The sequence below is a fragment of the Gilliamella sp. X-46 genome, assembly GCF_057063525.1.
This window is the reverse complement of sequence record NZ_JBXSQH010000012.1, coordinates 32,206-47,863: the sequence shown is the minus strand read 5'-3', so window position 1 is coordinate 47,863 and position 15,658 is coordinate 32,206. Positions and strand designations below refer to the sequence as shown.

Sequence of the window (15,658 nt, the reverse complement as noted above, 5' to 3'; positions counted from 1 at the left end):
TATGAGTCAATGGATAACTATTTGTAAACTTGATGATATTTTGCCAGGCACTGGCGTTTGTGCTCTTGTCGGTAATGATCATGTTGCTATCTTCCGTCCTTATAATAATGCTGAGCTTTATGCGATTAGTAATATTGATCCTTTTGCTAAGGCAAGTGTTTTATCTCGTGGCATTATTGCGGAGCATGAAAATCAGTTATGGGTGGCAAGCCCGCTGAAAAAACAACGTTTTCGTTTAAAAGATGGCTATTGTTTTGAAGATGAACAATACTCGATCGCTCATTATGAAGTCATCGTCAATGATGATGGGATGGTACAAGTAAAGTCGCACTAAACCTATTTTTAAAAGGATAAAGTTGTTATGTATACTGAAACGATTAATAAATGTGCAGCCAATGCTGCGCGCATTGTTCGTTTGGCAAAAACGAATCCATTTGGTTTTTGGGTAAGTTCTGCTATGGCTGGGGCTTATGTAGGGCTTGGTATTATTTTAATTTTTACTCTAGGAAATCTCGTTGATCCTGCAATGAGACCGTTAGTTATGGGAGCAACGTTTGGTATTGCATTAACGTTGGTTGTTATAGCCGGATCGGAATTATTTACTGGGCATACCATGTTTTTAACGCTTGGTGTTAAATGCAAAAAAATTACCCATGGCCAAATGTGGTTGGTATTACCGCAAACATGGTTAGGTAATTTATTAGGATCAATTTTTGTAGCTGCATTGTATTGTTATGCTGCAACACCTTTATTATCCACAGATACCAGCTTGGTTCACGCCGCAGCTTTAGCCAAAACATCGGCTACGGCGTCCGCATTATTTTTTAGAGGCGTGTTATGTAACTGGTTAGTTTGTTTAGCAATTTGGATGGCTAATCGAGTTGAAGGCTCGGCAAAATTTATTGCTATCTGGTGGTGTTTATTAGCATTTATCGCTTGTGGTTATGAACACTCGGTTGCAAATATGACCTTATTTGCACTTTCGTGGTTTGGTCATCATAGTGATGCTTACACATTAACAGGAATTGGTTATAATTTGTTATGGGTCTCATTAGGAAATCTTGTTTCTGGTGCGTTATTTATGGGGCTAGGATACTGGTATTCAACGCCGAAAGCAGAGCGCCCAGCATAACGATTTAATTAACGAGATGTTATTACCATAATCAACCTAGGGGGGGAATGATAGTGAATAATTCCCCTTCTTTTAAAAAGCGCTAAATTGTTTAGTCTTCTATTTTGTTTTCATTGCTATTAGTGATACAAAATAACGGTGCGATTAAAAATAGGATAAGCAATAACATTCTATTATTAGAGGCTAGGTGTTGATAAATTTTTAAACAGAGAGTGTTCTATTTTGAGGTGCTATGGATTATTTTCCCCTATTTTGTAAGTTAGAAAACCGTGATTGCTTATTAGTCGGTGGTGGTGAAGTCGCTGAACGTAAAGCGCGATTATTGCTTGAAGCAGGTGCTCGCCTGACGGTAAATGCGCAAACATTTAATGAACAATTTATGTGTTGGCATGAGCAAAAGCAACTTACCCTAGCTCAAGGGGAATTTGATGCTGAATTACTTGATAATAAGTGGTTAGTCATTGCTGCGACAGATTGCCAAGAGACTAATCAAAAAGTAAGTATGGAGGCTGAAAAACGATGTATTTTTTGTAATGTTGTAGATGCTCCTAAAGCGGCAAGTTTTATTATGCCTTCGATTATTGATCGTTCTCCTATTATGGTTGCCGTCTCTTCGGAAGGACATGCCCCTGTTTTGGCCAGATTATTGCGCGAAAAACTAGAATCTATATTACCCCAACATTTAGGTAAATTAGCTAAATATGCCGGTTATTTACGCGATAAAGTTAAACTAACCTACCAAACAATGACAGAGCGACGTCGTTTTTGGGAAAGACTGTTTTCGCATGATAGATTAGCTCAAGCGCTTGCTAATAGTGATTCTGATGATGTTGAAAAACTCACGAATGAGTTATTTGATACATCACTTGATGCTCGTGGTGAAGTCGTTTTAGTTGGCGCTGGGCCTGGTGATGCGGGATTATTGACACTAAAAGGATTACAACAGATCCAACAAGCGGATATTATTGTCTATGATCGATTGGTCTCAGATGACATTATGAATCTTGCTCGTCGAGATGCTAAGCGTGTATTTGTTGGTAAACGCGCAGGATTTCATTGTGTACCGCAAGAGCAAATAAACCAGATTCTTTTACAACAAGCGCAAAAAGGTAAGCGTGTTGTACGCCTAAAAGGCGGAGACCCCTTTATTTTTGGTCGTGGCGGTGAAGAACTTGAAACATTATTTAATGCTGATATTCCTTTTTCTGTCGTCCCGGGAATTACAGCCGCTTCGGGTTGCTCTGCCTATAGCGGAATCCCATTAACGCATCGAGATTATGCCCATAGTGTGCGTTTAATCACTGGTCATTTAAAGGATGGTAGTCATCTTGATTGGCAAAGCCTAGCAGCTGAAAAACAAACGTTAGTGTTTTACATGGGATTGTCACAAGCTGAAAATATTGAAAAACAATTAATTAAGCATGGTATGAATGCAAATACGCCGGTAGCCATTGTTGAAGAAGGCACTACGACAAATCAAAAAGTAGTATCGGGCTTATTATGTGATTTAGCGCAATTATCTTTGCGGGCTGGTAGCCCAAGTTTAATTATTATTGGACCTGTTGTGGCATTACGTGAAAAACTGAGTTGGTTTTCTGAACATTAATTGGAATAGGCAGGTCAGTTTTAGTTGTGCACAATTCTACGATTGTATTTTTTCGCCACTTATAAAAGGTTCAGTTATTCACTTTAAAAAATGGCTAATGAAATGAATCATTAGCCAATGAGTAAAGTATCTATCAATTTAATATGGGCATGATGCCTGCTAAATAATAAGACAAAATATCAGGTCGGGGTATCGACATCATCCCAATCCGCATTTTCAAAGCAAGTTAACCAATTTAATGCATAATGGCGTTCTTGAATAACATCACTTATAATCGATGCGGGGGGGTGCTTATCATTCATTCGAAAATCTGTGGTTATCCAATGTAAGCGGTAGTGCAAATCTAAAGCATCTAACAATTCACTAACAGGTCTTAAGGTCACTGTAGAAATGTCTTGCCCACTATGTTGCATTCCTTCGTCAACTAGCGATGAAACATTACAGATCGTATCAGCAAAAGGGAGCTCAGATTGCCAATTGATTGCCCATTGTAAAGGTAATAATGCTTCGTATTTCCAAGACATATCGATGACATCTTGCTCCGTTGGCTGCTCGCTATAAATAAAGTCACGTTCATTATTTGATAAAGCTGCAAACCCCGTTGGGCAACGCTCTTTAAATTCCATCGGATTAATCGGATCATTTTCTCGAAAGCTTTCGGCTTGAATGCCTGTTAACATTATCGCTAAAGCACGTTTAGCTACTTCTTCAGGTGTTCTAAGTATTACTTCGGATTCGGCAATAACCGGTGGTAAATGTGTCGGCGTATGCAATCCCAATTTGGCTAAATACTGCTCAGTTTTTGTTTTGCGCTTTAATGCTTCTGGTGGGTAAGGGATAACTGCATCTAAATCAATATCACCATCGGGATATTGCAATACTTCTCCATCAGGATTACGAATAGTGCCATCCGGCATCAATATAATGGCATTTGCCTGCCAGCCCCAAGTGGTAAACTCACTGAAATTATCTTCTTCAATCTCAAAGGCAAATTGATGTTTAACTCGTTGGATATGGCGATACAAAGCATAACGATGTGAATTCATCTGCCCATCTCCCGCTTGCATGACATAACCGATAAAACCATCAAGGTGTTTCATCAACTCAGAATCATCTAATCCGCGATGATATAAACGTTCACAAGGGAAATCAATGGCTGGTGGATGAGTGACTGTAGAATAAGCATTAATCAATATTGGCATTTCAAATATTCCTATTTCAGATTTTGTGTGTTTTATGGTTATAAATAGCGGATATCTTTTCGTCCAATTCTATTATAAGTCATCGTATCTTTCTAGCTTTGAATGCCATGCTTCATTTTTGTGTGTTGTGATTACCTTATTAAAGGCAAAGTATGAAGATTTATCTATTTTTATTTTTCAATGAATAATTTTATTCCTTACCTTGTAAATACCATACTGTCATTTCCATTCGGGATTTAAAATTAAGTTTTTTGAATATACTTTTGATATGTACTTTAACTGTGCTTTCTACGATACCAAGTTCTTTGGCGATCAGTTTGTTTGATAATCCTTGAACTAATAAATTAAAAATTTCATTCTCTCTTGGTGTTAACAAGCTGACATCATGTATTTGCTTTGTGGTTGGTTGTACATTATGACGCATGTAATTAAGGATGATATGTGAAATAGCATTATCCATAATGAGCTTGCCGACCGAAATATCTTTTAGTGATGTTAAAAAGTCCTCTGGCTCCATATCTTTTAATAAATAGCCATCAGCACCGGTTTTTAGTGCGGTGATAATATCTTCTTTCGCATCTGATACCGTAAATATAATGATACGGCTAGAGATGTTTCTTTCTCGTAAATAGCGTAATATTTCTAGTCCATTAATATCTTGCATATTGATATCGAGCAGAATAATATCAGGATCAAGCTCTTCTGCTAGTTTTATGCCTTTTATACCAGAGCCTGTTTCACCCACAACTTCAAAATGGTTTACTGTATTAATTAACTGTTTTACACCATTTCTTAACATTGGGTGATCATCAATAAGAAGTATTGAACTGTTTATTTGTTCCATTTTTTTCTCATCTGCAATGGAATGGTTTTGTTCGCTTTGAATGTTACCACAATTTGTGTTCCTTGGTTGGGGTTACTATCTATTGCTAAATTACCATTTAGTATTTCGACTCTATCACGCATAATAATTAGACCATAATGATTATCTTTTTTTAAATCGTTTTGTAAACCAATGCCGTCATCTTTTATGCAAATAGAGATGATTTGGTTATCATCTATTTTTAAACTCACTGTGACATGTGAAGCTTTAGCATGTTTGTATATATTATTAAGCCCTTCCCGAATTACTTGTAATAAATGAAAAGTATATTTACTATTGATAATATTAAGTGGCAAGTGGTATTCAAACTGAATATTGAATTGTAATTTTTGATTAAATTCTTCAATTAATTCTATTAAGCTTGCATAAAAGCCTGTTTGATTAAGGCGTAAGTGAAAAGAGGTAATCAATTCTCTTAACTGAGAATAGCTGATATTGATCTCTTTGCGCATAGTTGCTAATAAATCAATACTGTTTTGAGATGTTAAATCTGACTGCATTTGTAAGCAGCTAAGGTGTATTTTTAAACAAGATAGTGATTGAGCGATGGAGTCATGTAGCTCTCTGGCCATTGCTGAGCGTTCTTTCATTAATAAATATTGCTTTTGTTGTTCTGTTTTTCTTTCTAGCTTCATTGCAGTGGTCATTTGCTCAATTAGTCCCATAATTAAGTTTTCTTGCTCATCGGTTAATATGATCTCTTCTGACTGTAAAGCGAATAATATCCCATATTTTTCGTCATCCTCTTGAAGATACCAATGACGTTGAAAACCATTTTTTTGATCAGGTTTTGATGAGATCAAACATGCACTGCAAGTGGGATTTTGGCAATAGGATAATTTTTGCTCATTATCATAACTGATTTGTTGGTAATGCTTAGGATCATCGGATTCATAAAAGCGAATTTGAAATTGAGTTAATGGGACTAATTCTTCCAGCTCGCGTAATATTTTTAAAAAACGTTCACATAATGGTTCTGAAGTATGTAGTTGCTTGGTTGCTTGATATTGAAAGGAAACGATCTTATTGGTTTGTTGTAGTTTAGCGGTTTTTTCCGCAACTTGTTGTTCTAGCAATAAATATTGTGACTCGATCTGAGTTGACATTTTATTGAAAGCCAGTCCTAATAGATCAAATTCATTCTTTTGGGCTCTAATATCAAAACGTACCTTAAAATTGTGGTTCGAAATAGCTTCGGCCATATCAATTAGTTTTTTCCATGGAGCAAGAAGACAGTAACGTAAATAGTAGATCTGAGCGATAAGAAATAGAGCAATGATAACAATAAATAATTGTTGTATTTGGGAAATATGTTGAATTTTTTTCTCGGTATTTTGATCAATTTTATGCACTAAATCATTAATACGAACAACATAATTTTCAATGTCATTTTTTATATCATCCATTTTTTGTGCTTGCTTTATTTTAGTTGTAAGTCGAGTTTGCCAATCAGTTTCTAACTGATTAAATTCATTAATTAAGCCGTAGCGTTTTAAGAGCATGAGATGCTGCTTGGATGAAGAAATATCCATAAAAATGTTCAAGTGGCTATAGTCTTTTTCATTAATGGGAATCATGGTAAGCAGTTGGTAGTTCTTCATTCTTAGTAAACCTAATTGATTAACCATATATGTCCCACCTTTTGCATCATTGGCTACCTGAATTGAGAACGATAAGGCGACTAAAGCAATAGTGCCTAAAAAAAACATTAATAGCGTTAAACGATTAATAATTGATGCGCTGTAGCCAATTTTTCTTTTCGACATATAAACACTCAACATTATTTTATAATTTTATTTTAGATAAATAGTAATTTATGATTATTGTAGCCTGAAAAGAGTATACCTCTGATCTTTTTTGCAACTTTTTGCGATCTTTTGGCAAACAGCGCTTGCAACGAGGATAAATTTTGCGTAAAATTCACGCCCTATAAGATTAATCGTGCAGACATATATGTTTAATCAAGTAATCGTCTGCTTTTTATTGCGGAGTTAAGTATGTACGCAGTTTTCCAAAGTGGTGGTAAACAACACCGAGTTAGCGAAGGACAAGTCGTTCGCTTGGAAAAAATTGAAGTCGAAACAGGTGCAGAAGTTGTTTTCGATAAAGTTTTAATGGTAGCAAATGGTGAAGACATCAAAGTTGGTGCTCCGTTTGTTGAAGGTGCAACAATTAAAGCAGAAATTGTTGAGCACGGTCGTGGTGACAAAGTGAAAATTGTTAAATTCCGTCGTCGTAAACACTATCGTAAACAACAAGGTCACCGTCAGTGGTTCACTGATGTGAAGATCACTGCAATCGCTTAATAGGAGTATTGAACAATGGCACATAAGAAGGCTGGTGGTTCATCACGTAATGGTCGTGATTCCCAAAGTAAACGTTTAGGTGTTAAACGTTATGGTAGTCAAGAAGTTCTTGCTGGTAATATTTTAGTTCGTCAACGTGGAACTCAATTCCACCCAGGAACTAATGTAGGTTGTGGTCGTGACCATACTCTATTTGCCTTAATCGATGGACAAGTAAAGTTTGAAGTTAAAGGACCTAAAAACCGTCGTTATGTTAGCGTAGTTGCTAATAGCTAATTTAAAAGCGGTTCAAAAGTTATAGAAGCCTCACAGTTATTGTGGGGCTTTTTTCATTTCTTGAAATTTATATAAAATTGATGGCGATATGATAAAACGGCAAAATGTTAAATTAGGTTTTGCACTTGCCATGTTAACTGCAGTGATGTGGGGCATTGTGCCAATTGCAATTAAATATGCGCTAGTGGTTGTTGATCCATTGACATTAGCTTGGTCGCGATTGGCTATTTCTGCTCTTGGTATTACTATCTGGCTGGCTTATAAAAGGCAATTCCCTAATTTAATGATGTTTAAAAAACGTCGTCGCTTTATTTTATTGATGATTGCTGGGTTTGGGTTGTTGGGTAATTTTGCATTATTTGCAAGTGCTGTTCAGTATCTTTCTGCCACAACCTCTCAGGTAGTTGCGCAAACTGGCATTGTGATATTTATGATTTCAAGTGCTTTTATTTTTAAAGAGCGACTAAGACCGACTCAGATTATTGGTATTTTAGTATTACTTACAGGGCTTGCACTATTTTTTAATAAAAATATTGTCGACCTTTTTTCTAATATGTCTGCGTATGGTATTGGTGTTTGGTTTGGCTTATTGGCTTCGGTATCGTGGGCTTGTTATGCACTTGCTCAAAAAGTGCTATTACGAAAATTGCGTGCAGAACAATTACTTTGGTTAATCTACCTTATTTGCACTGTATTTTTGTTACCTTTTACCTCACCAAGTAAAATGGCAAATGCTGATGCAACCCAACTATTTGCTATCATATTTTGTGGTTTGAATACCATTATTGCCTACGGGGCGTTAGTGATGGCAATGGAGCGGTGGCAAGCTGCACAAGTGAGTGCAATAACAACCTTAACACCATTATTTGCACTGATCTTTTCAGATTTGTTCGCATTGATTTGGCCTGAAAAGTTTGCTATGCAATATTTAAATATTTTAGGTTATATTGGCGCAGTGTCTGTTGTTGCGGGCGCAATGTTTGCGACCATTGGGCATTACCTTTGGCATCCAAGAAAAGGCTGGCTAATTAACCGCAATAAAGGGGAAGAATAATGAAATTTGTTGATGAAGCATCAATTCGAGTTGAAGCAGGAGATGGTGGCAACGGTTGTGTGGGTTTTCGCAGAGAAAAGTATATACCCAAAGGTGGCCCTGATGGTGGCGATGGTGGTGATGGTGGTGATGTCTTTTTTATTGCTGATGAGAATTTAAATACACTTGTTGATTTCCAGTTTGAAAAAAATTATCGCGCAGAACGAGGTCAAAATGGACAAGGTTCTGATTGTACAGGAAAACGCGGTCGAGATATTACCGTTAAAGTACCTGTGGGAACACGCATCACGGATAAATATACTGGTGAAATTATTGGTGATTTAACGCATCATCAACAAAAAGTGTTAGTTGCCAAAGGCGGATTTCACGGTTTAGGTAATGCGCGTTTTAAATCTTCAGTGAATCGTGCACCAAGGCAAAAAACCGATGGTACTCCAGGTGAAAAACGTGATGTATTATTAGAGTTATTATTGCTTGCTGATGTTGGCATGTTAGGCTTGCCTAATGCCGGTAAGTCAACATTTATTCGTGCAGTTTCGGCTGCTAAACCGAAAGTTGCCGATTATCCATTTACGACTTTAGTGCCTAGTTTGGGGGTTGTTCGAATGGATAATGAGCAAAGTTTTGTTGTTGCTGATATCCCTGGTTTGATAGAGGGGGCATCAGATGGAGCAGGACTTGGTATTCGTTTTTTAAAACACCTTGAGCGTTGTCGTGTTTTAGTTCATTTAATTGATATGGCACCAGTGGATGAATCAGATCCGATAGAAAATGCTAAAGTAATTATTCAAGAAGTTCAACAATACAGCGAAAAATTAGCGAATAAACCGCGCTGGTTAGTATTTAATAAAATGGATGTATTAGGGCCCGAGGAAAGCGCTAAACGCGCGGCTGAAATTGCTAAGGCGCTTGACTGGCAGGATAAATATTATGTTATTTCTGCCATTAATCAAGAAGGCGTAAAAGCGTTATGCTGGGATTTAATGGAATATATCAATGCTCATCCACGTGAAGCCGAACAAGAAGAATCATCACCTGAAACAGTTGAATTTATGTGGGATGATTATCATCAACAAGCAATGGAAGAAGCTTTTGAGGATGACGATGATTTTGATGATTGGGATGAAAGTGATGAAGAGGGCGTAGAGTTTATTTATCAAAAATAATTAGTATTACGGTCTTTTTATCTGAATTTAGCTATTGTGTAAAATTGTTTTATAAAAGCAGAAAAGCAATCTTCTGCTTATTTTTGTTATTTTTTATCGAGTTGAATATAAAACTAGTTTTATGAAATAAGTGAGTAAGGTATTTATTTTCATTTAATTTAAGAAAGCCTAAAAAATGCTTGCTTTTATTAATGAGAATAATTATCATTATTGTGTACTTTGTTAGAGCCTAAACAGCTTCTGAAAAAGTATGACATTGCTCACATTGCTTCCAATGTTTGCCAGACTAGCATCGCTAAGCTGGCTTTTTTATTTTTGGATTATTCACAACTATTTTAATTTTCAAGTACTAGCTATTTGCTAATTCATTGTTGATGTCAAATAAAATGAGTAATGCTGCGCTGCCACCAAACTCTTTGGGGGCTTGGTGAAAACAAATGATGTGAGGGTGTTGTGCGAGCCACATTGGTGTTTGTTTTTTTAAGATATTCTTTCCATGCCCATACATAATACATGCGCAATGTGCTCTTTCACGCAAACATGCGGCGATAAGGGCTGCAATCTCTTTTTTAGCCTCTTGCTGAGTGAGTCCATGTAAATCTAAAAAAAACTCTGGCTCATAAAATCCACGGCGTAATTTTTTCACTTCATAGGGATCAGCATTTTCTCGACTATAGCTGATAGGATCTTGTTGCAATAGAGGTTGATAATTATCGGAAAAATAAAACTCAGCATGCGTTTTTTCATGTTGTAGTTTTTGTTTTTCCATTATTTTTTTTGAGCGTTTCATCGGTTTATGAATAACGGTATCTTGTTTTAGCTTTTTGGTATTACCAATACTACTTTTAAACAAGTTTATGTCATCTTGGTCTAAATTAAATTTATTTGGCATTAATTTTCACTCTGGGTAAACTTTTTCTTTAAATTCACACAAATCTTCTATAACACAAGAACCACATCTAGGCTTCCTGGCAATGCAAGTATAACGGCCGTGTAATATTAGCCAATGGTGGCAATTTATTTTATATTCTTTTGGTACGACCTTCAGCAATTTTTCTTCAACTGCCTCGACAGTTTTACCTGGTGCAAAACCTGTACGGTTACTTACTCTAAATATATGGGTGTCGACGGCAATGGTTGGCCAACCAAAAGCGGTGTTTAGTACAACATTAGCTGTTTTTCTGCCCACACCTGGTAACTCAATAAGTGAATCGAAATTTTCTGGTACTTCGCCTTGATATTTATCTACTAAAATTTGACATGTTTTTATAATATTTTCAGCTTTACTGTTATAAAGCCCAATGGTACGAATATAACTTTTTAATTGATCAACGCCAAGTGCTAAAATTTGTTGTGCTGTATTGGCTACAGCAAACAGTGGTTTTGTTGCTTTGTTGACACTTACATCTGTTGCTTGAGCAGATAGAACAACAGCAATAAGTAATTCAAATGGCGTTTGGTATACAAGCTCAGTAGTTGGATCTTTAATATGATCTTTTAGCCTGTCTAAAATTTGAATTCGAGTTGATTGTTTCACAAAATAATTAATATCCCAAAATAGTTTGTTTGGTATTATATACTGTATTTGTAGTTTATCTGTAAGTTAAATTTAGTTGTTATAGACGTTTTAGTTTTGGCTATTAACGATATATGTAGATTGTAATTTTACAAAATAACTAATTTTTATTCACTCAAATACATAAATCGTCTGCTTTTTAGCATGGGCTTTTTGTGATAAGCTAGCCCACTATTTTAATTTCATAATACAAGGTTTGTTATAAAAATGTCGTTACCAATGATTGTTACCTTTGCTGTGTACATTTTAGGGATGATTGCGATCGGTTTTTTTGCGTTTCGTGCAACGCAAAACTTTGGTGATTATATTCTAGGTGGACGCCGTATTGGTAGTGTTGTCACAGCACTTTCAGCAGGTGCTTCGGACATGAGTGGTTGGTTATTAATGGGGCTTCCTGGTGCGGTTTTTTTGTTTGGTATATCACAAAGCTGGATTGCCATTGGTTTGATAATTGGCGCGTATCTCAATTGGTTACTGATTGCTGGAAGGTTGCGTGTTTTTACCGAAATCAACCATAATTCTTTAACATTACCCGATTATTTTGCTCGTCGATTTGATGATAAAAGTTCTTTACTTCGCATTATTTCTGCGGTGATTATTCTTATCTTTTTTACTATTTATTGTGCGTCCGGTGTGGTTGCTGGCGCAAAATTATTCGAAAGTACATTTGGTATGAGTTATGGTTGGGCGATGTTAGCAGGTGCTGGTGCAACAATTGCTTATACTTTTATTGGCGGCTTTTTAGCTGTAAGTTGGACTGATACTATTCAAGCAAGTTTAATGATGTTTGCACTTATTTTAACACCCACTATGGTTATGGTGAATGCTGGAGGTTTTTCTGATGCGATGACATATATTGAATCGCTTAATCCTAATTACACCAACTTATTTGCTCACATGGATTTTATCGCTATTATTTCATTGTTAGGTTGGGGACTTGGTTATTTTGGTCAACCACATATTTTAGCCAGATTTATGGCGGCTGATTCACATGAAGTTATGAAAAATGCACGTCGAATTAGTATGACTTGGATGGTTTTATGTTTAGCCGGAGCCATTACGGTTGGCTTTTTTGGTATTGCTTTTTTTTCCAATCATCCAGAATTTGTCTATTTGGTTAATAATGGCAAACATGAACGCATTTTTATTGAGCTTTCAAAGTTATTATTTAATCCTTGGATTGCAGGTGTATTGCTTGCAGCTATATTAGCAGCGGTAATGAGCACATTAAGTTGCCAACTATTAGTCTGTTCAAGCGCTATAACGGAAGATTTCTACCGCGCCTTTTTTAGACCAAAAGCAAAGCAAAAAGAACTTGTTTGGGTTGGGCGTATAATGGTGTTATTAGTTTCAGTTATTGCGATTTTATTAGCCATTAATCCAAATAACAGCGTACTTGATTTGGTCAGCCATGCTTGGGCTGGATTTGGTGCAGCATTTGGTCCAATTATTGTTTTTTCTGTATTTTGGTCACGCATGACACGTAATGGCGCATTAGCTGGTATGATAATTGGTGCAGTAACCGTATTGCTTTGGATTAATTTTAATTGGTTTAATCTATACTCTCTTATTCCTGGTTTTTTATTTGCTTCAATTGCGATTGTCGTGTTTAGCTTATGCGATAAAAAACCTAATGAAATAGTAGAAGATCATTTTAAACAAGCGTATAAACGTTATCATAATAAAACAGTATAAATTTCATTAAAGTAGAATATAAACGTAATAAATTTTAATAGGTAAAATATATGACAAAAAATGTGATCAAACAACTGCAAGAGCGTGGACTGATTGCGCAGCTTACTGATGAAAAAGCACTAATAGAACAAATTGAACAAAATCCTATTGCGCTTTATTGTGGTTTTGATCCAACAGCCGATAGCTTACATCTTGGGCATTTGGTACCGTTGCTTTGTTTAAAGCGTTTTCAATTAGCTGGACATAAACCTGTAGCTTTAGTCGGTGGAGCAACAGGATTAATTGGTGATCCAAGTTTTAAAGCCGTTGAGCGAAAACTCAATACTGAAGAGACAGTTGTTGAGTGGAGTGAAAAAATTAAACAACAAGTTTCACCATTTTTAGATTTTAATTGTGGTGAAAATGCGGCAATTGTTGCTAATAACTACGATTGGTTTAGTGGTATGAATGTGCTGACGTTTTTACGTGATGTTGGTAAGTATTTTTCAGTTAATTCCATGATCAACAAAGAGTCAGTAAAACAGCGTATTGATCGTGATGAAGTGGGTATCTCATTTACTGAGTTTTCTTATAGTCTATTACAGTCGTATGATTTTGCTTGTTTAAATAAATCGCATGATGTTGTTTTACAAATAGGTGGATCTGATCAGTGGGGAAATATTACCGCGGGTATAGATTTGACGCGTCGATTACATCAAAAACAGGTTTATGGTCTAACCGTGCCATTAATCACTAAATCAGATGGGACTAAATTTGGTAAAACTGAAAGTGGTGCCGTATGGCTTGATCCTAAAAAGACAAGTCCGTATAAATTTTATCAATTCTGGATTAATACTGCAGATGCGGATGTTTATCGATTCTTAAAATTCTTTACATTTATGCCGTTAAGTGAAATTGACGCATTGGAAGAAGAAGATAAAAATAGTGGTGTTGCGCCAAGAGCTCAATATGTACTTGCAGAACAAGTTACTCGTCTAGTTCATGGTGAAGATGGACTCATTGCAGCAAAACGTATTACAGAAAGCTTATTTTCTGGTAAGTTAACGGATTTATCTGAGGCAGATTTTGAGCAGTTAGCCCAAGATGGTATGCCGACGTTAGTTGTTGAAAGTGACGTTGATTTACAGCAAGCAATCGTTAATGCGCAGTTTGCACCGTCAAGAGGTCAAGCAAGAACGATGATTGAATCTAATGCCATTTCAGTTAATGGTGAGCGAAACACGACAACAGATTACCGTTTTGCTGATAGAGATAAACTTTTTAATCGTTATACTTTACTTCGTCGTGGTAAAAAATATTACTGTCTGCTAATTTGGAATTAATTTTATGAAAAATATTTTATCGATTCAGTCACATGTAGTCTTTGGTCATGCTGGAAATAGCGCAGCAGAATTTCCTATGCGTCGATTAGGTGTAAATGTTTGGCCTTTAAACACTGTACAATTTTCTAATCATACTCAATATCGTCAATGGACTGGAACGGTAATGTCTGCATCTCATTTAACTGAGATTGTTGATGGAATCAATGAAATTGATGAATTGAAGCGTTGTGATGCGGTATTAAGTGGCTATATGGGATCACCGGAACAAGGTAATGCCATTATCGAGATTGTTAAAAAGGTAAAAGCCGTTAATCCAAATGCGATTTATCTTTGCGATCCGGTAATGGGACATCCTGAAAAAGGTTGCTTTGTTGCACCAGGTGTCTCAGATGTTTTATGTAATACCGCTTTACCAATGGCAGATATGATGGCACCTAACATTTTAGAACTTGAAGAGATTAATGGTAAACAACGTATTAATAATGTTGCCGAAGCTATATTAGCTTGTCGGGAATTATGTAAAAAAGGTCCGCAAACTATTTTAGTTAAACATTTAAGCCGTGCTGGATATAAAAAAGATCGTTTTGAAATGTTGCTTGTGACTAAAGACGAAGCATGGCATATTGACCGACCTCTCGTTGATTTTGGTGTAAGGCAGCCGGTTGGTGTTGGTGATATGACAAGTGGACTATTTTTAACAAATATTTTACTTGGAAAACCATTGGTTGAGGCCTTTGAACATACTACTTCAGCCGTATATGCTGTTATGCTTGAAACCTTAAAGCAAGATGAATATGAACTACAATTAGTTGCTGCTCAGAATGAAATAGAAAAGCCTACACAGTGGTTTAATGCGAAAAAAATTGATTAATTATTAAAATATGTAAAAATATGTAAAGATAAAATTAACTAACGATTAGCATTGAGTTTATGAGGGGATAATGGACGATATTTCATTAGGAGTAATGCTCGCGGATTTGCGAGAACAAATGGGATTAACTCAAGATGATATTGCCAATAAAATTCATGTGCGAAAAACGGTGATTGATTATATCGAAAAGGACCAATTGCCTCATGCCCCCCTTGTTTTTGTCAAAGGCTATATTCGTTCTTATGCAGAAATTGTTGGCTTATCAGTAGATCAGTATCAACCTTATCTCGATCAATTAACCAAACAATCTAAGTCCCAACAAAAAAAAATTCAAACGCAAACGTTTGTAACGAGAAAAACAAGAAAGGCTCCTCTTATTTTTATTGGTATATTTATTCTTCTTGGTGCACTTGGTATAACTTTATATTATGTTAATAAAGACAATAAAAACCATTTTGTTGAAGTAAGTCATTATATTTCACCATCTCCTTCCAATCATGTTAATAGTTAGCAAATTTTCTTATTCTCATACAGACATTTGCTTTAAATCTTGTTAAGATTGCCAGCTA

16 protein-coding genes are annotated in these 15,658 nt (G+C 36.0%); 11 read left to right on the top strand and 5 right to left on the bottom strand.

The genetic code is table 11. The annotated features are described in order from the left end of the window. Position 1 precedes the first annotated feature (1 nt). From nirD to cysG, 3 genes are all read left to right on the top strand, one after another. A complete protein-coding gene (gene nirD, locus ACYIAJ_RS08360; protein WP_174797938.1) occupies positions 2–334 on the top strand; it encodes a nitrite reductase small subunit NirD in 333 nt (110 codons plus the stop codon). Between the two features lie 27 nt (positions 335–361). Then, the gene (nirC, locus tag ACYIAJ_RS08355; protein ID WP_174797939.1) at positions 362–1,132 is read left to right on the top strand and encodes a nitrite transporter NirC; all 771 of its coding nucleotides are present in this window, start codon (positions 362–364) and stop codon (positions 1,130–1,132) included. A gap of 232 nt (positions 1,133–1,364) precedes the next feature. Beyond that, the gene (gene cysG, locus ACYIAJ_RS08350; RefSeq protein WP_483564644.1) at positions 1,365–2,738 is read left to right on the top strand and encodes a siroheme synthase CysG; all 1,374 of its coding nucleotides are present in this window, start codon (positions 1,365–1,367) and stop codon (positions 2,736–2,738) included. Positions 2,739–2,917: 179 nt separating this feature from the next. Here the strand turns inward: cysG and ACYIAJ_RS08345 are convergent, their stop codons facing one another. The 3 genes from ACYIAJ_RS08345 to narX form a co-directional block, all read right to left on the bottom strand. Continuing rightward, a complete protein-coding gene (locus ACYIAJ_RS08345) occupies positions 2,918–3,940 on the bottom strand; it encodes a DUF4272 domain-containing protein (RefSeq protein WP_483564643.1) in 1,023 nt (340 codons plus the stop codon). 190 nt (positions 3,941–4,130) lie between these two features. After that, positions 4,131–4,784, bottom strand: coding sequence for a two-component system response regulator NarL (gene narL, locus ACYIAJ_RS08340; RefSeq protein WP_483564642.1), 654 nt, complete (start codon positions 4,782–4,784; stop codon positions 4,131–4,133). After that, the gene (gene narX / locus ACYIAJ_RS08335; RefSeq protein WP_483564641.1) at positions 4,772–6,589 is read right to left on the bottom strand and encodes a nitrate/nitrite two-component system sensor histidine kinase NarX; all 1,818 of its coding nucleotides are present in this window, start codon (positions 6,587–6,589) and stop codon (positions 4,772–4,774) included. The genes narL and narX overlap by 13 nt, the downstream gene beginning before the upstream one ends. Positions 6,590–6,820: 231 nt before the next feature. Between narX and rplU the strand changes: the two genes are divergently transcribed. The 4 genes from rplU to cgtA all read left to right on the top strand — a co-directional run bounded on the left by rplU (position 6,821) and on the right by cgtA (position 9,625). Then, entirely contained in the window at positions 6,821–7,129 is a 309-nt protein-coding gene (rplU, locus tag ACYIAJ_RS08330; protein ID WP_025314436.1) for a 50S ribosomal protein L21, read from the top strand. 15 nt (positions 7,130–7,144) lie between these two features. Continuing rightward, positions 7,145–7,405: a 50S ribosomal protein L27 gene (gene rpmA, locus ACYIAJ_RS08325; RefSeq protein WP_034915250.1), complete on the top strand. Its 261-nt coding sequence runs from the start codon at positions 7,145–7,147 to the stop codon at positions 7,403–7,405. 88 nt (positions 7,406–7,493) lie between these two features. Further along, the gene (locus ACYIAJ_RS08320; RefSeq protein WP_483564640.1) at positions 7,494–8,459 is read left to right on the top strand and encodes a DMT family transporter; all 966 of its coding nucleotides are present in this window, start codon (positions 7,494–7,496) and stop codon (positions 8,457–8,459) included. Then, positions 8,459–9,625: an Obg family GTPase CgtA gene (gene cgtA / locus ACYIAJ_RS08315; RefSeq protein WP_483564639.1), complete on the top strand. Its 1,167-nt coding sequence runs from the start codon at positions 8,459–8,461 to the stop codon at positions 9,623–9,625. The genes ACYIAJ_RS08320 and cgtA overlap by 1 nt, the downstream gene beginning before the upstream one ends. A 349-nt stretch (positions 9,626–9,974) precedes the next feature. Here the strand turns inward: cgtA and smrB are convergent, their stop codons facing one another. Both smrB and nth read right to left on the bottom strand, forming a co-directional pair. Next, positions 9,975–10,517 carry an endonuclease SmrB gene (gene smrB, locus ACYIAJ_RS08310; protein ID WP_483560545.1) on the bottom strand — a complete coding sequence of 181 codons (543 nt, stop codon included), beginning with the start codon at positions 10,515–10,517 and terminating at the stop codon, positions 9,975–9,977. 6 nt (positions 10,518–10,523) lie between these two features. After that, entirely contained in the window at positions 10,524–11,162 is a 639-nt protein-coding gene (nth, locus tag ACYIAJ_RS08305; RefSeq protein ID WP_065638617.1) for an endonuclease III, read from the bottom strand. A 240-nt stretch (positions 11,163–11,402) separates the two neighbouring features. Between nth and putP the strand changes: the two genes are divergently transcribed. The 4 genes from putP to ACYIAJ_RS08285 all read left to right on the top strand — a co-directional run bounded on the left by putP (position 11,403) and on the right by ACYIAJ_RS08285 (position 15,600). After that, a complete protein-coding gene (gene putP, locus ACYIAJ_RS08300; RefSeq protein ID WP_483560560.1) occupies positions 11,403–12,896 on the top strand; it encodes a sodium/proline symporter PutP in 1,494 nt (497 codons plus the stop codon). Positions 12,897–12,946: 50 nt separating this feature from the next. Further along, on the top strand, positions 12,947–14,218 hold the full coding sequence (tyrS, locus tag ACYIAJ_RS08295; RefSeq protein WP_483560543.1) for a tyrosine--tRNA ligase: 1,272 nt from the start codon (positions 12,947–12,949) through the stop codon (positions 14,216–14,218). A 4-nt stretch (positions 14,219–14,222) separates the two neighbouring features. Further along, on the top strand, positions 14,223–15,089 hold the full coding sequence (pdxY, locus tag ACYIAJ_RS08290; RefSeq protein WP_483564638.1) for a pyridoxal kinase PdxY: 867 nt from the start codon (positions 14,223–14,225) through the stop codon (positions 15,087–15,089). Between the two features lie 70 nt (positions 15,090–15,159). Then, a complete protein-coding gene (locus ACYIAJ_RS08285; RefSeq protein ID WP_483564637.1) occupies positions 15,160–15,600 on the top strand; it encodes a helix-turn-helix domain-containing protein in 441 nt (146 codons plus the stop codon). The last annotated feature ends 58 nt before the right edge of the window (positions 15,601–15,658 follow it).

Bases quoted from the DNA above. Each gene is read 5' to 3' on its own strand.
- nirC (WP_174797939.1), top strand. From the start codon at position 362: ATGTATACTGAAACGATTAATAAATGTGCAGCCAATGCTGCGCGCATT.
- smrB (WP_483560545.1), bottom strand. From the start codon at position 10,517: ATGCCAAATAAATTTAATTTAGACCAAGATGACATAAACTTGTTTAAA.
- cgtA (WP_483564639.1), top strand. From the start codon at position 8,459: ATGAAATTTGTTGATGAAGCATCAATTCGAGTTGAAGCAGGAGATGGT.
- pdxY (WP_483564638.1), top strand. From the start codon at position 14,223: ATGAAAAATATTTTATCGATTCAGTCACATGTAGTCTTTGGTCATGCT.
- ACYIAJ_RS08345 (WP_483564643.1), bottom strand. From the start codon at position 3,940: ATGCCAATATTGATTAATGCTTATTCTACAGTCACTCATCCACCAGCC.
- narL (WP_483564642.1), bottom strand. From the start codon at position 4,784: ATGGAACAAATAAACAGTTCAATACTTCTTATTGATGATCACCCAATG.
- ACYIAJ_RS08285 (WP_483564637.1), top strand. From the start codon at position 15,160: ATGGACGATATTTCATTAGGAGTAATGCTCGCGGATTTGCGAGAACAA.
- ACYIAJ_RS08320 (WP_483564640.1), top strand. From the start codon at position 7,494: ATGATAAAACGGCAAAATGTTAAATTAGGTTTTGCACTTGCCATGTTA.
- rpmA (WP_034915250.1), top strand. From the start codon at position 7,145: ATGGCACATAAGAAGGCTGGTGGTTCATCACGTAATGGTCGTGATTCC.
- cysG (WP_483564644.1), top strand. From the start codon at position 1,365: ATGGATTATTTTCCCCTATTTTGTAAGTTAGAAAACCGTGATTGCTTA.
- rplU (WP_025314436.1), top strand. From the start codon at position 6,821: ATGTACGCAGTTTTCCAAAGTGGTGGTAAACAACACCGAGTTAGCGAA.
- narX (WP_483564641.1), bottom strand. From the start codon at position 6,589: ATGTCGAAAAGAAAAATTGGCTACAGCGCATCAATTATTAATCGTTTA.
- tyrS (WP_483560543.1), top strand. From the start codon at position 12,947: ATGACAAAAAATGTGATCAAACAACTGCAAGAGCGTGGACTGATTGCG.
- nirD (WP_174797938.1), top strand. From the start codon at position 2: ATGAGTCAATGGATAACTATTTGTAAACTTGATGATATTTTGCCAGGC.